The 13,260-nt window shown below is 70.6% G+C and carries 15 protein-coding genes and 1 pseudogene; 13 read left to right on the forward strand and 3 right to left on the reverse strand.

Features of this window, described 5'->3' with window-relative positions:
- Positions 1-303: pseudogene (locus GT042_RS11060) on the forward strand (decarboxylase); the annotation flags it as partial.
- Between the two features lie 245 nt (positions 304-548).
- Positions 549-1,604, forward strand: coding sequence for an LLM class flavin-dependent oxidoreductase (locus tag GT042_RS11065; RefSeq protein WP_161308551.1), 1,056 nt, complete (start codon positions 549-551; stop codon positions 1,602-1,604).
- Positions 1,605-1,741: 137 nt separating this feature from the next.
- Here the strand turns inward: GT042_RS11065 and GT042_RS11070 are convergent, their stop codons facing one another.
- Entirely contained in the window at positions 1,742-2,695 is a 954-nt protein-coding gene (locus tag GT042_RS11070) for a GNAT family N-acetyltransferase (RefSeq protein ID WP_161308538.1), read from the reverse strand.
- Between the two features lie 808 nt (positions 2,696-3,503).
- Positions 3,504-3,878, reverse strand: a complete 375-nt coding sequence (locus GT042_RS11075; protein WP_237530686.1) for a helix-turn-helix transcriptional regulator — start codon at positions 3,876-3,878, stop codon at positions 3,504-3,506.
- Positions 3,879-4,245: 367 nt separating this feature from the next.
- Here GT042_RS11075 and GT042_RS11080 point away from each other — a divergent pair, with 367 nt between their 5' ends.
- From GT042_RS11080 to GT042_RS11110, 7 genes are all read left to right on the forward strand, one after another.
- On the forward strand, positions 4,246-4,515 hold the full coding sequence (locus GT042_RS11080; RefSeq protein WP_161308540.1) for a WhiB family transcriptional regulator: 270 nt from the start codon (positions 4,246-4,248) through the stop codon (positions 4,513-4,515).
- On the forward strand, positions 4,512-5,069 hold the full coding sequence (locus GT042_RS11085) for a hypothetical protein (RefSeq protein ID WP_161308541.1): 558 nt from the start codon (positions 4,512-4,514) through the stop codon (positions 5,067-5,069). Before GT042_RS11080 ends, GT042_RS11085 begins: the two co-directional genes overlap by 4 nt.
- Positions 5,066-5,290 (forward strand): helix-turn-helix domain-containing protein, encoded by a 225-nt coding sequence (locus GT042_RS11090; RefSeq protein WP_161308542.1) that lies wholly within the window; start codon positions 5,066-5,068, stop codon positions 5,288-5,290. The genes GT042_RS11085 and GT042_RS11090 overlap by 4 nt, the downstream gene beginning before the upstream one ends.
- Before the next feature lie 441 nt (positions 5,291-5,731).
- Positions 5,732-6,067: a hypothetical protein gene (locus GT042_RS11095; RefSeq protein ID WP_345943738.1), complete on the forward strand. Its 336-nt coding sequence runs from the start codon at positions 5,732-5,734 to the stop codon at positions 6,065-6,067.
- Between the two features lie 32 nt (positions 6,068-6,099).
- On the forward strand, positions 6,100-6,705 hold the full coding sequence (locus tag GT042_RS11100) for a phage tail protein (protein ID WP_161308544.1): 606 nt from the start codon (positions 6,100-6,102) through the stop codon (positions 6,703-6,705).
- A 107-nt stretch (positions 6,706-6,812) separates the two neighbouring features.
- Positions 6,813-7,103: a hypothetical protein gene (locus GT042_RS11105; protein WP_161308545.1), complete on the forward strand. Its 291-nt coding sequence runs from the start codon at positions 6,813-6,815 to the stop codon at positions 7,101-7,103.
- A gap of 47 nt (positions 7,104-7,150) precedes the next feature.
- Positions 7,151-7,507 carry a hypothetical protein gene (locus GT042_RS11110; RefSeq protein ID WP_237530687.1) on the forward strand — a complete coding sequence of 119 codons (357 nt, stop codon included), beginning with the start codon at positions 7,151-7,153 and terminating at the stop codon, positions 7,505-7,507.
- 102 nt (positions 7,508-7,609) lie between these two features.
- Here the strand turns inward: GT042_RS11110 and GT042_RS11115 are convergent, their stop codons facing one another.
- On the reverse strand, positions 7,610-7,975 hold the full coding sequence (locus GT042_RS11115) for a hypothetical protein (protein ID WP_161308546.1): 366 nt from the start codon (positions 7,973-7,975) through the stop codon (positions 7,610-7,612).
- Positions 7,976-8,257: 282 nt separating this feature from the next.
- Here GT042_RS11115 and GT042_RS11120 point away from each other — a divergent pair, with 282 nt between their 5' ends.
- From GT042_RS11120 to GT042_RS11135, 4 genes are read left to right on the forward strand one after another with little or no spacing between them, the layout of a single operon-like run.
- Positions 8,258-8,731 (forward strand): hypothetical protein, encoded by a 474-nt coding sequence (locus tag GT042_RS11120; RefSeq protein ID WP_161308547.1) that lies wholly within the window; start codon positions 8,258-8,260, stop codon positions 8,729-8,731.
- 23 nt (positions 8,732-8,754) lie between these two features.
- The gene (locus GT042_RS11125; protein WP_161308548.1) at positions 8,755-9,783 is read left to right on the forward strand and encodes a hypothetical protein; all 1,029 of its coding nucleotides are present in this window, start codon (positions 8,755-8,757) and stop codon (positions 9,781-9,783) included.
- 8 nt (positions 9,784-9,791) lie between these two features.
- Positions 9,792-10,637, forward strand: a complete 846-nt coding sequence (locus GT042_RS11130) for a hypothetical protein (RefSeq protein WP_161308549.1) — start codon at positions 9,792-9,794, stop codon at positions 10,635-10,637.
- Entirely contained in the window at positions 10,624-13,101 is a 2,478-nt protein-coding gene (locus GT042_RS11135) for a hypothetical protein (RefSeq protein WP_161308550.1), read from the forward strand. The genes GT042_RS11130 and GT042_RS11135 overlap by 14 nt, the downstream gene beginning before the upstream one ends.
- The last annotated feature ends 159 nt before the right edge of the window (positions 13,102-13,260 follow it).

Raw genomic sequence — 13,260 nt, forward strand, 5'->3', positions numbered from 1 at the left:
GCTCCGGCCGGGCCCGCCGTCGCGGTGGGCGAGGCCGGCGAGGCGGCGGATCCGGCCGCGCGCGAGGCCGATACGCGCGAACAGGTGATGGAGCTGGCCCGTGCGGGTGATCACCCCGACGCGGAGGCGGTGCTCCTCCCGGACACGGCCCTGCACACGGTGGCGTACCTGCCGGAGCTGGAGGAGGCCCTGGGCAAGCCGGTGCTCACGGCGAACCAGGTGACGGTCTGGGAAGGGCTGCGGCTGACGGAGCGACGGGGGCGCGGGCGGGGTCTCGGCACCCTGTTCGCGGCGCCGGAGTGACAGCCCCGGACGACGCTTCCGGCACGTACGCGACGACGTGCCGGGAGTCGGTCCGGGAGTCGCGCCGGGAATCGCACGGGGAATCGCGCGGGGAATAAACGGAGATCCCCTCCTGTTGATGCGTGTTCCCAGGTTCTTCATGCGCAGGAGGGTGTTCACCGGTGGTTGACGCGAGCCGAGACACAACAGACACAGGCACGGCAGACACGGGCACGGACACGGACACCGACCGGGCCACGGACAGCATTCGTGGTGTGGTGCGGGGTACCGCGCCCGTGCCCCTGTCCGTCCTGGACCTGGTCACGGTCGGCAAGGGCTCGACCGCCGCGAACTCCCTGCGCACCAGCGTCGCGCTGGCGAAGCTGGCCGAGCGCCGCGGCTTCCACCGGCACTGGGTCGCCGAGCACCACTCGATGCCGGGCGTCGCCTCGTCGTCCCCGGCCGTGATCCTCGCCCACCTCGCCGCCCACACCGAGCGCGTCCGGCTCGGTTCCGGCGGGGTGATGCTGCCCAACCACGCCCCGCTGGTCATCGCCGAACAGTTCGGCACGCTGGAGGCGCTCGCCCCCGGCCGCGTCGACCTGGGCCTGGGCCGCGCGCCCGGCACCGACGGAGCGACGGCGGCCGCCCTGCGCCGTACGGAACGCCTCAACGAAGGCGCGGACGACTTCCCCGAGCAGCTCGCCGAGCTGACCCGCTTCCTGGACGACGACTTCCCCTCCGGCCACCGCTACGGCCGGATCCACGCGATCCCCGGTCCGGTCCAGGGGCCCGAGGGCCGGCCGCCGATCTGGCTCCTCGGCTCGTCCGGCTTCAGCGCCCGTCTCGCCGGCGTGCTGGGCCTGCCCTTCGCCTTCGCCCACCACTTCTCGGCGCAGAACACGATTCCCGCGCTGGACCTCTACCGCGAGTCGTTCCGCCCGTCGGAGGTGCTGGACGCCCCGTACTCCGTGATCGGGGTGGCGGCCCTGGCCACCGACGAGGAGCCGGAGGCGCGCCGCCAGGTCCTCACGGGCGCCCTGTCGATGCTCCAGCTGCGGACCGGCCGCCCGGGTCTGATCCCGACGCCGGAAGAGGCGGCGGCGTACCAGTTCAGCCCGTTGGAACGGGAGTTCGTGGACGGTTGGCTCGTGAACATCGTGCACGGCACGCCGGATGTCGTACGGGCGGGCCTGGACGATCTCCAGAAGCGCACCGGCGCCGACGAGTTGATGATTACGGCGCACGCCCACAGCCCTGAGACGCGGCTGCGCAGCTACGAACTGATCGCCGACGCCTACGGGTTGCCGACGCTGGGCTGACGCGCCGGGCGAGGCGTGGCCGCCGGGGCCGTAGCCCCCGGGGCGAGACATGACCGCCGAGATGTACCCCGTACCCCGAGATGTACCCCGTACCCCGAGATGTACCCCGTACCCCGTCCCCTGGCAGGGGGCGGGGTTCAGTGGTCCAGCGGGCGGACCAGACCCCACACCCCGAGCGCCGGCTTCATGCCGAGCGAGTCGTTCAGGCGCAGGATGGGCTCGTTCGTCTCGTCGTTGTGCGTGATGACGGCACCGGCCCCCGCCCGGTACGCGTGCAGCAGCGCCGCGGACTTCACCGCCGCCGCGATGCCCCGCCCCCGGTAGCGCGCGTCCACCCCGGTGAAGATCGTGTACCACGTGTCGGAGGCCGCCTGGGGGGTCAGGATGGTCAGGCCGCAGGTCACGGGCTCCGACCCGTCCAGTGACTCCGCCAGCATGATCACGGCCTTCTCGGGGATGAGTCGCCGCGCGTGATCGAGGTTGAAGTCCTGGCCCTCCTGGAACGGGAGCTTGGCGCCCTCCAGGCACCGGCCGGCGCACTCCATGATCGTCCGCGCCTCGTCCTCCATGGTGGCCGCCCGGACGCTGACACGCGCCAGGGTCGCCGACCGCGCCGCCGCCTCCGCCAGCTTCTCGCCGTGGGCGGGCAGCTCGTACAACCGCCCCACGCTGTGGTTCGTCACCCGGAAGCCGCGCCCCTCCGCGAACGCCCGCCCCTCGGGGAGGTCGTCACGCAGCGTGCAGGTGATCATCGCCGTCCCGTGCAGACGCCCGGCGCCCTCTTCGAGCAGTGTGGCGAGCGCTGCCCCGATGCCGGTCCTGCGGGCGTGCGGCACCACGGCGATCAGCGCGGAGGCCGTACCGGGGAAGGCGGGTTCCCGGGCGAGCTTCGCCGCGCCCAGCAGGGAACCGTCGCGCTCGGCGACAAAGGCGAGGTGGGCGTCGTGCGCGGCGGCGGCGCGGAGCTGCTCCCGCAGGCGGTAACGGATGTCCCAGGCGCTGGTCAGCATGAGCAGCTCCATCACCGCGTTGGTGTCCGCGGGGCGCAGCGGCCGTGTGGTGTATCCCGCCCGCGTCAGAGATTCGCCCATATGTACAGCTTAGGTGGAATGGCGCACCGGCGCCCTGCCGACGGGGCGGCCCGGAGGCCGCGCCACTCGGTCCACCCCTCGCCTCACTCCTCGGTCCAGGCCTCCGCTCACCCCTCGGCTCACCCCTCGGCTCACCCCTCCGCTCACCTCTCGCCTTACCCCTCGTCTCCCCGCTCCCGCGCCGCCCGCCTGTGCCGTGGCCGGTGCGGCATCAGGTTGCGTACGTTCGCGTCGCCCGCGCCCACGAGAGGCAGCCGCTGTGCCGGTGACGCGGGTGGGGACTCCGACCCGGGCCCGGACGGGGACTCCGGGTCTCCGGGGAGAGGGGAGTGCGGGCGCGCGAGCCCGTCACGCGCCTCCGGTGTCTCGTGTGTCCCGTGTGTTTCCTGAGTCCCGGGTGTCTCCGGTGCCTCCGGCCTCTCCGACGCGCGGGACGGACCGGGTGTGTCCGTCGCCGGGGTCGCCGGCTCCGGGTCGGTCGACTGGTCCGGGAAGCGGAGCAGTCGACCGGAGGGCACGGGAAAGTCCTCCATGTCGGGGTGACCCGCCGCCGGAGGCTGCGTCTGGCCGGCCGCCCGGGCGTGCTCCGCCCAGCCGGTCCGATACCACCGCACTTGATCCCTGATGATCTCTTCGTCCGTGAGGATGCGCACACCGTCGACGCCGGCCTGCTGGACCTTCCGGCCCAGCTCGATCAATAAATCACCCAACAGCATGGCCAGCCGGTCCTGTGGGACCGGAACGCCACCGTCCCCGTCGTTGCCCATGCGCGCACTCCTTCACGCCCCCCCACGGGGCAGCTGATCCCCTAACTACTTGCCGGCAGGAATTGCTTCGCGACCTTCACGAACACTTCCCGCAGCTCAGGGGGCACCCCCATTCTCCGTGCCGCCTCTTCCGGACTCAGTCGCGGGGAGTCCTCCGCCGACTCCGGCCCCGCCGCGTCCGTCTGCGGCCGGGCCGCGATCGGCAGGTCCTCCTCCGACAGGCGCCCCGACCGGATGAGCATTTCTCTCAGCGGGATGCCGAGCACCGCCGCCAGTCTTCGCATGGTCTCCAGGTCGGGCATGCTCTGCCGCTGGAGCAGCCGGCTGACCGCCGCCCGATGCACCCCCGCGTCGTCCGCGAGCTTCGACTTGCCACCGCCGCGCGGACTGTCGATGTCGTACCCCTGACGGCGCATCAGGGACTCCACCCAGCCGGCGAACACGTCCAGTCCGTCCGCGCGGTTCCTGACGCCGTCACCGCGGAAACCCGTGCTGTTGCGGGCGTCCGCCCGTGAGCCTGAACCCATTGTCTCGATCTCCCCTCGTCGCGGGGGACAGAGTACCGATCGCGCGCGCACCTATAGGTGTGCGCGCTCGCGCGTTGTTGTGGAGATGTCGCACAACGCGCGGGGCTGAGCGGCGACTTGGGGCGCAGCGCGGGACACCTCCTGACAGAACGTAGTCGCTTGCGCACGCGCTCGCACCATGCAACGCTGATCACGCGTCCGCAATTGTCGAACAAATATTCCCATACATGGGGAGGGGTTGCACGTGCCTTCATCGATGACAGTGTCCTCAACCGCCGTGACCTTGGGCTTCTTCCGTACGGACGAAGATCTTGACTGGCGCAGGGGCGCCGCCTGCGCCGATCTTCCCCAGCGTTTTGTGTTCACCAAAGTCCCTTCCGAGGCCGAACCGGTATTGCGTGCCTGCAATCACTGCCCGATCCGTGAGGAGTGCGTCGCCGTCGTGGACCCCATGCGGACCTGGTTCGACGGGGTCAGCGGCGGGCGTCTGTGGCGCAACGGCCGCGAGGTAAGGCGGGCGGCGTGACGAACACCGATAGCAAGGGCCGCACCGGCAACACCGGCAGCACAGGTAGAACCGGCAGCGCCCTGTGGATCGCCGCGCTCCTGCGGCACTTCCCCGAGCTCCTGACGGAACTCGCCCCGACCGCCGGACGCGTCCTGCGCGAGCGCCCCGGCGCCGCCCCGACGGGCGGCTCCGTCGCGCCCCTGCGGCTGTACGTGTCCGACGCCATCCGCGATGTCACCGACGGGGTCGTGGAGTTGGAGGAGGCCGTACGGGAACGGCTCGGCCTGCCCCGCGTGGCCGCCGCCTCCGTACCCGTACGACTCCGGCGCGTCGCCGGCCTCCTGGAGCGGATCGGCGGGGACCCGGACCTGGCCGCGCACGTGGAGGACGAGACCCGGCGGATGGCCCGCCGCTGCGCCCGGGCGCTGGGCGATCCCGAGCAACTGGTCCGCGTCGCCGGACGTTGCCCCGCCTGCGACTCGGTGTCGCTGCGGGCGTTCCCGGAGCGGGCGACGGTGATGTGCGTGAACCCCGTCTGCCGCCACGTACCGGCGGTGGAGGCGGCGTCGTGAGCGCGGAAGGCGCGACGGGCGCGGGCGGCGCGGGTCGCGCGGCGGGCGTCGCGCTGATCTCGGGGGATCTGGCCGCCGCGGAGGTCGAGGTGTCACCGGCGACCATCCGCAAGTGGGTCCAGCTCGGACACCTGACCGCGGCGGGACGCCAGGGGAGACGGCTGCTCTACCGGCTGGAGGACGTGTTCGCGGCGGAGCGAGCGGCGCGCCGCAGGAGCTGACCGTACGACCGAAGCACGACCACACACGACCGACGTACGACCGACGCCCGTCCAGAGAGGCCCCGCCGGAACACCGGCGGGGCCTCTCCCGTTGCACTCCTCGTCCCCCGGGACCACCAACCACACCGCCGGAAAGCTCGGTTGCGGGATCAGCCCCCCTCGATCACACTTGAAGCAGCGGCAGAGCTGCGCCCCTTCCGAGGGGCGGCGGACCTGCCGCTTTGTGTTGCCCGGAATCCCACTCCCCTGGGTCGCGACGGGGCCGCACCCCTGATCGGCATCACCGATCAGCATCACCGATCAGCATCACCGATCAGCCTCGCCGATCGGCACATCCGCCCCACGGCCCATCGCCTTCCGCGAAGGAGCGTCCATGTGAGCGTTTTGAACTTTCCCGATGTGGAACGGCTCGTCGTCGACTTCCTCGAGGACCGGCCCGAAATGGCCGGCGTCACGGTCGACAACCGCCCGCCCGCCGGGTTCGACGGCACCCAGAAGGCCGTCCTGGTCTCCCGCGTCGGCGGCGTGTGGGTCGACGACCTGCACCTCGACAAACCACTGCTGGACCTTGAGGTGTACGGCCCCGACAAGACCACGGCACACACCGTGGCCCTCGCCGCCCGCGCCTGCGTCCTGGAGCTGATCGGTACGCGGTACGGCACGGCGGTGGTCACCGACGTCGACGAGGCCGACGGGCCCCGCTGGCTGCCCGACTACAACCGCCCGGCCGGCAACCGCTACCTGGCCACGCTCCGCCTGTCCATCCGCCCCGCGTAAACCCACCACACACCCCTTCCTGAGGAGTTCACATGGCAACAGGTCCCAACAGCAGCAAGGAAATCCGCGTAGCGGGTACCGGAAAGGTCCTGGTGGCGGCCCCGGTCGGAGCCACCGGAGCGCCGGCCGCGCCGATCGACACCACCGTGGCGTGGACCGGCTGGACCGAGCTGGGCTACACCTCCACCGACGGCATCAAGCTCAGCAAGAAGGACAAGATCGACCAGGTGGACGGCTGGCAGTCGGTGAGCGCGCTGCGCTACATCTACTCCGACCGTGAGCTGACCGTGAAGTTCCAGCTGCTCCAGATCAACAAGAACACCCTGCCGTTCTTCATGGGCGGTGGCGCCACGGCGCTCCTGTCGTCCCCGGCCGCGGCGGGCACCTTCAAGTACGACCTCTCCGCCAACCCCAAGGCGGACGAGCGCCAGCTCGGCTTCGAGTTCACCGACAGCAACGGCACCGGCGACGTGTCGTACCGCTTCGTCATCCCGCGCGGCCAGGTCACCGAGACCGAGGAGATCTCGATGACCCGCACGGGCGCGATGAAGCTCGGTGTGACCTTCACGGCCTACGCGCAGGACGACACGGCGCTGCCGCTGGCGACGTGGCTGATGAAGGACACGGCGTTCGCGTAACCCTTACGGGTACGGGGGTGGCCGCCGCGCCACCCCCGTACCCGCAACTCCCCCCCACCTCACCCCCACTCCACCTCATCCCCCACCCCACCGAACAGGAGACGGACATGGCGGGATTCAACGTCAACGCGGCTCGTGCCCAGCGCCTCGAAGTGCTCGGCCGGGCCTGGAGTTTCGATCTGGACGAGGACTCGTTCGAGCTGCCGACGGAGCTGACGCGCGCGACGGCGCGCAAGCTGCGGGACCTCGACGACAACGACGTCGACGGACTGCTGCGACTGCTGCTCGGCGAGCAGCAGTTCACCCGCTTCGAGCGGCACGACGTCACGATGCAGGACATCGCGGCGATCCTGGAGGCGTACGGCAAGGAGACGGGGCTCGGCCTGGGGGAAGACTGAGCCTCGGCGAGCTCGTCGACGAGCACGCCGAGGCCCTGGAGGCCGACCTGCTGCGCTACTACGGCACGGACCTGCTGGACTGGCACCGAGGCCGCCTCTCCTCCCGCCGCCTCGCGGTACTGGTCCAGCACCTCCCCCGGGACAGCGCGGTCGCCCGCGAACTCCACGGAGAGTCGGCCGACTGGTCGGTGACGGAGTACCTCCTGGCCCACGTGGCCGACCAACTGGCCGAGGCGAACTGGATGTTCGCCACGGTCAACCGCGACGAGGACGCCGATCCGCTGGAATTCCCGTCACCGATCCCGAGACCGGGGGAGCCGCCCGAAGACGACCCGGAGACCCGGAGCGCGCCAGCCATCGCCCAGGGGCCGAGCGTGCACGAACTCTCCGCGTTCTTCGCCTGAGACGGCTCACCCGTCCTTCAACGCCCGCAACGCCCGGGGAATCATGGCCCCGCGTTTGACGCTGTTTTCCGAACGGGGATGACTCGTCGCGGCGGGGGCGCCCTATTTGCCCTGGAGAGTGATCCGCCAAGGCGGAATGCTTCCCCAGTGCGGAGCCACCGGTGACTGGACGGCGATCAGTCCGGGGCCGGGGACCTTCACCGAACCCTGAAACTTCGTATCGCGGGAGAGCAGCTCGCGGCGTTGCGTTCCGTCGAAGCTGTAGAAGGCCAGACACCCCTGCGACTCGAATTCGACGGATGCCTGGACCGGTCCGCCGTGGTAGGCGAACACACGCGACGCGCCGACGCCTGCCGCCTCGATTCCTATTTCCGGCGCTGCCGAAGGCTCACTGATCAGCAGGTTCCATTTTCCTGGCTTGCGGGTGGGATCCCCCGTGATATGGAGACTCGAATACCCGGGTGGCACGATGATATGGGATCTGTCTCTGCCCCACCCGGAAGATCCGAGATCCTCTCTTTCTGTTCCGTGGCGGGACGTCAGTTCGCCCTCGATGTTGAAAGTGCGACTCAGTAATCCTCCCCATGCTTCGAGGAGCAGCGCCCGGTCGAGGGGGATGCCTGCTGGGAGTTCAACTCGGGACTCTCCCCGCCCCGACACAATTGAGCCCGATCCATTCGACATTTGAACCCCTTAATCACCTGTGAGGTATCGATGGGCAACGCGGATGAGAAGCCGCTCCAGGACAGAGTGGCAGAGCTGGAGGAAGAGTTCCAGGCGTTCAACGTCAAGGCGGAAAGGGGTTGGGCCAAGGCGGACGGTGTAGGTGCGGTCGGTGCTCTGACCGGTGTGTCCGGCGAGATCAGCGGAGTCACGAGTGGGGTGAAGCTCGCGAACTTCGAGTTCGACCTGCGCCAGCACCTGAAGGACAAAGCACTCGAACGCGCCAATCTCCATCCGATGGGGCTCCTTCGGCGCATCACCGAGGTCAAGAGAAAGGGGCAAAATGATAGGAACGTAACGAATCGTGCCCATGAGCGCATCACCGAGCTGACTCGGGATCTCAATCAAAAGCTGCGCCGAAAGGCCGACAAGTCCGCGGTGGGCGCGAGCAGTACCCGCCAGAACAGCCAGGTCGCCACCGCCCAACTGCGCGCGGACCGGGCCATCGCCGAAGTGCGTCGGCTGCACGACGAGATAGCACGGCTGAACAGTCGTTTCTGACCCATTTAGGCAGGGAGGTAGACATGGGCCTCAACCAGTCCATCAGCACGGCGGCTGCCCAGCTCAGCCGCATGCGCGCCGCTGTCGCGCAGACGGCTTCACAACTGGGGCGGATGCAGACCGCGACAGGAGCCGCATCGAATTCCGTCCTGAGGATCAAGACGACGGCGGGGCAGGCGGACGCCTCGATAGGGAAGCTCAGTACCGGCCTGCGTACCGCTGACAGCTCGCTCACGAAGTCCAAGGGCGCCACCGACAAGTTCAAGACCTCGCTCGACCGGCTCAAGGGTTCTGCCGACAAGGCGAAGAACGCGCTTCAGGACGTCAAGCGGCAGGCCGACGGGGTGGAGAAGTCCGTCGGGAAGGCCGGGAAGAACGCCGACAAGGGCGGGAAGTCCATGGACGGGCTCGGGAAGGGGCTCAAGGGCGCGTCGCTCGCGCAGAAGGGGCTCAACCTCGCCATGGCCGCCAGCCCCTTCGGGCTCATCATGACGCTCCTCGCGCCCCTCATCGCGCGGTTCGTCAGCATGGACAAGGTCATGGCCGTCGCCAAGCGGGGCATGACCGCGGCCTGGAACGCCATGCGGTCCGCGTCCTCCTCCGCCGCGCGGTTCCTCGGCCCGCTCTTCAAGGGCGTCGTCAACGCCTTCCTGCTGCCCACCCGCATGCTCGTCAGAGGGCTCAACTCCCTGATCGGCGGCCTCAACCAGGTCAGGTTCAGCGTTCCCGACTGGGTGCCCGTCATCGGCGGCAAGGGCTTCGCGTTCAACCTGCCCCGCATCCCCGTGCCCCAGCTCGCGCAGGGCGGCATCGTCGAGGCCAGGACCGGCGGCCGGCTCGCGCTCATCGGGGAGGGCGGCGAGGCCGAGGCCGTCATCCCCCTCTCCCGGCTGGAGCGCATGTTCGGCCAGCACCCCGGCGGCGCCGCCGGGATCAACCGGCTCGCCCAGGCCGTCGAGCGCCTCGCCGAACGCCCCGTACACATCGAGGTCGACTCACAGACCATCGCTCGCGCCGTCCTCGTCGGACAGCGCAAGCTCGCCAGGAGGTGAGACAGGACATGGCAAGGAATCTGTGGATCGGAAAGCCGGGACTCCTGCGGGAGATCACGCAGGCCGCCAAGAGCTGGGACCGCAGCGCCGAGCTCAACGTCAGCGAGTTCAAGTCGCTGGAGGGACAGATCACCACCGTCTCGCCCGCCCGTACCGCCCGCCGGCTCAAGTTCGCCTGGGACTGGCTGGAGCCCGCCGACGCCGACCACCTCATCCGGCTCGCCCGGCGCGTCAACGGCCCCGGCATGCTCGGACGCAACGTGTACGCCGGCCGGTCCGTCGCCGTACTCGACCCCGCGGCCGGCAACCTGCTCGACCCCTACCAGGCCGCGGGCCAGACGCTGCACCCCGCCGGTCACGACCACTGGTTCACCGTGCAGGGAGCGATCACCATCAGTCCGGCCGTCGACGACGTCGTCCTCGGCAGCTGTGACGACCCGAGCACCAAGATCGGCTGGCGGCACGGGACCTGGACCGGCTGGCCCGTGATGCCGGGCATGCGGATCTCCTGGCTGCTGCCGCCCGACTGGAATCCCGCCGTGGCCACCGCCCAGCTGGACTGGAAGGACGTGGACGGCGCCTACCTGTCCACCACTTCGGCCGCCGGCCCGCTGGTCACCGGCACGGCGCCCGCGAACGCCGCCTTCGTCACCCCCGTCGGCGCCCCCGGCGCGACCGGGATGACGGGTCTCGCCGGCGCGAGCCTGACCATCGGCGAGGAGCCCGTGGCCCTGTCGCTCGGCGACGGCTGCCCGGCCATGGCCGTCACCGGCTGCACCGAGACACCCGCGACCCGTCTCCCGTACCGCAGTGTCAGCATCGACCTGGTGGAGGTGGCAGGTGCAGCCCTCTGACGAGCGGTTCGACGCGGCCCTCGCCGCGCCCGAACGCACCCCCGTCCACTCCACCCGCCTCGGCGGCGAGGAACTCGGCGAGCAGATCCAGTCCTGGAAGGTCGAGCGCGCCTACAACACCGATCTCCCCGAAGCCATGCGGGCGTTCAGCGGCAGCGCCTCGGCGCAGTTCGAGGCGCAGCTGAGCGGCCGGACCGAGGAGCGGAACAGCGGCGAGGCCGGTACGGGCCCGGTCGCCGAGCCCGCTCCGCGCCTGTACTCCGCCTGGGCGGACCGCGCCACCGGCGACGCCGTACGCCCGGGCCAGTCCGTCGTCCACGAGACAGGCGTCAACGGCCGTACGCTGCCGGCCTTCCGGGGCACCATCCGCTCCCGTACGGCGGCCTCCGGCAGCGACACCGTCACCGTCCAGGCCCTCGACGGCGCCGAGCGGCTGCGGGGCCCCGCCTCGCTGCCCCGCCCCTACCACGGCGTCTGGACCGGCCTGCGGATCGCGTCCGCCCCCTGGTGCGTGGACGAACTGCTGCGGCAGGGCGGCATCCACACCTGCCCGCCGCCCCGCGCGCCGCAGGCCGACACCGACGACACCAACGCCTTCACGACGCTGTACGCCTCGCTGCACGGCGGGGTCAACGCGACGTACGGCCAGCCCGAATCGGTGCCCGCGAACAGCCAGTACGACTGGATCCGCGACGGCGCCCCCTTCGAGATGGCGCTGATGCCGAGGGCCGCCGGACTCACCGCCTCCTGGATGCCGCGCTCCCGCTTCGTCGTGCCCGGCAAGGTCTTCCTGCTCGAATGCTGGGTCAACACGGCGAAGAGCAGAGGGAACAAGATCGAAATCAGTGTCGTGCTCGACCGGAGCGGTGGGGCCTACGGCTACCTGGCGGGGACCGTCGACATCGCGGCGGGCTCCGTCAACATCCGCTCCGGGACCCAGGGTTCCGGATCGTGGTCCTTCACCTGGACGTTCAGCGCGCTGGCAGCCCTCAGGGGCAACTGGCACCTCGGATTCCTCTTCGACACCCGGTCGTCGGGGACCAGCGTGCTGCCGACCGTCGCGCCCCGGCTGACCGGCCCGGAAGGCTCGTACCACGTCGGCAGCCCGGCGGCATTCGTCGAATCGGCGGGGAGCCAGCCGCGCGCCGAGGTCCACCGCGTCGACCTCACGACCGACATGGCGGTGGAGTGCCTCCAGCTGACCGACCGCGTCTGGCCCGACATCCCGTCCTTCCCCCGCGACGAGTGGGAGCAGAAGGGGAAGTGGACCAAGGGCGCGGTGCTGGACGCCGAGGCGCTGCCGATCTACGCCATGCCCAGGGTGACGGGGTCGCAGTGGGACGTGATCACCGAGATCGCCCGCGCGAGCATGTCCACCGCGGAGTTCGACGAACAGGGCGTCTTCCACTGGAAGGGCCCGTCCCGCTTCGGCAGGGTGCCGGCCGAGCCCGACCTCACCGTGACCACCCGCAGGGACATCGCCGCTCTCACCGTCAGCGAGGAGATCGACGCCTGCCGCAACCACTGCGAGCAGCCCTACCAGGACTGGTCCGGCGTCGCCCGCGTCAACGGCGACATCGTGGACGACACGGCGATCCGGCGGATCGATCCAGGTACGTCGGTGGAGATCTCCTACGCCGTCGCCGAGGACGAGTTCGACATCGGGCCGCTGGTCGTCACCGACGACTCGGTGGTCAACGACGGTCACCGGGTGCGCTTCGGTACCGCCGCGACCGGTGGTACGGCGGTCAAGGGCGTGGTCTCCGTCAGCTGCCGCCGCGAGGGCCCCACGTACTTCGCCCGCTTCACCAACACCGGGACCGTACCGCTGTGGACCGTCACCAAGGACGGCAAGCCCTCGGCCCGGATCGTCCCCCAGAAGGCGACCGGCGATCCGCAGCTGCGCCAGGCGGCCTGGTGGAGCCCGGAGAGCCAGCAGTACTACGGCCGGCAGCAGTACGCGGCTCCCGCCTCCGAGTGGGTGCAGAACGGGAGTTCGGCCAGCGGTCTCGCGCAGACCATGCTCAACGCCGGCCGCTATCCGGTACCGGTGCTGGGGGAGGTCGAGGTGCTCCACGATCCGCGGATCCAACTCGGCGACGCCGTACGGGTGGTGGACACGGCGGGGGCCCAACTCGACACCCTCGCCTGGGTGGTCGGGACGCGCACGACCTACACCGCGGGCGCCGCGCCGCAGCAGACGCTCACGCTGCGCGGGACGTCGTACAACGGCGTGCCGCGGGACGCGGGACTGACCCCGGACGGACCGGTCGACCCGTCGTACGGGACGAGGCGTACGTACGCCCAGGTCACCGCCCAGTACGCGACGCTCGCCGACCTGAGGGCGGGGGAGCCGGACTACCGCGCGCTGCTGGCGGCGGCGCCGGTGACCCTGGGGGCGGCGGCCAGGACCGGTACGACCGCGACGACCGCCGTCGCGGTGGCTGGAGGGGAGAGCCGGTGAGCGCGTGGAAGAAGCGGAAGGGTCCGGCGGCCGGGGCACGGGGGGTGCCGGCGCTCGCGCCGGCCGCCGTGTCGGGGGCGGTGTCCGATCCGGAGGCCGTACGGGATCCGGAGGCCGTGTCCGGGGCCGTACCGGATGCCGAGGGCGTGTCCGATCCGG

It is taken from the genome of Streptomyces sp. SID3212 (assembly GCF_009865405.1).
GTDB lineage: Bacteria > Actinomycetota > Actinomycetes > Streptomycetales > Streptomycetaceae > Streptomyces.

Excerpts from the sequence above, each read along its gene's own strand:
- GT042_RS11105 (WP_161308545.1), top strand. The coding sequence starts at position 6,813 with ATGGCGGGATTCAACGTCAACGCGGCTCGTGCCCAGCGCCTCGAAGTG.
- GT042_RS11125 (WP_161308548.1), top strand. The coding sequence starts at position 8,755 with ATGGGCCTCAACCAGTCCATCAGCACGGCGGCTGCCCAGCTCAGCCGC.
- GT042_RS11080 (WP_161308540.1), top strand. The coding sequence starts at position 4,246 with ATGACAGTGTCCTCAACCGCCGTGACCTTGGGCTTCTTCCGTACGGAC.
- GT042_RS11095 (WP_345943738.1), top strand. The coding sequence starts at position 5,732 with ATGGCCGGCGTCACGGTCGACAACCGCCCGCCCGCCGGGTTCGACGGC.
- GT042_RS11075 (WP_237530686.1), bottom strand. The coding sequence starts at position 3,878 with ATGCGCCGTCAGGGGTACGACATCGACAGTCCGCGCGGCGGTGGCAAG.
- GT042_RS11070 (WP_161308538.1), bottom strand. The coding sequence starts at position 2,695 with ATGGGCGAATCTCTGACGCGGGCGGGATACACCACACGGCCGCTGCGC.
- GT042_RS11130 (WP_161308549.1), top strand. The coding sequence starts at position 9,792 with ATGGCAAGGAATCTGTGGATCGGAAAGCCGGGACTCCTGCGGGAGATC.
- GT042_RS11100 (WP_161308544.1), top strand. The coding sequence starts at position 6,100 with ATGGCAACAGGTCCCAACAGCAGCAAGGAAATCCGCGTAGCGGGTACC.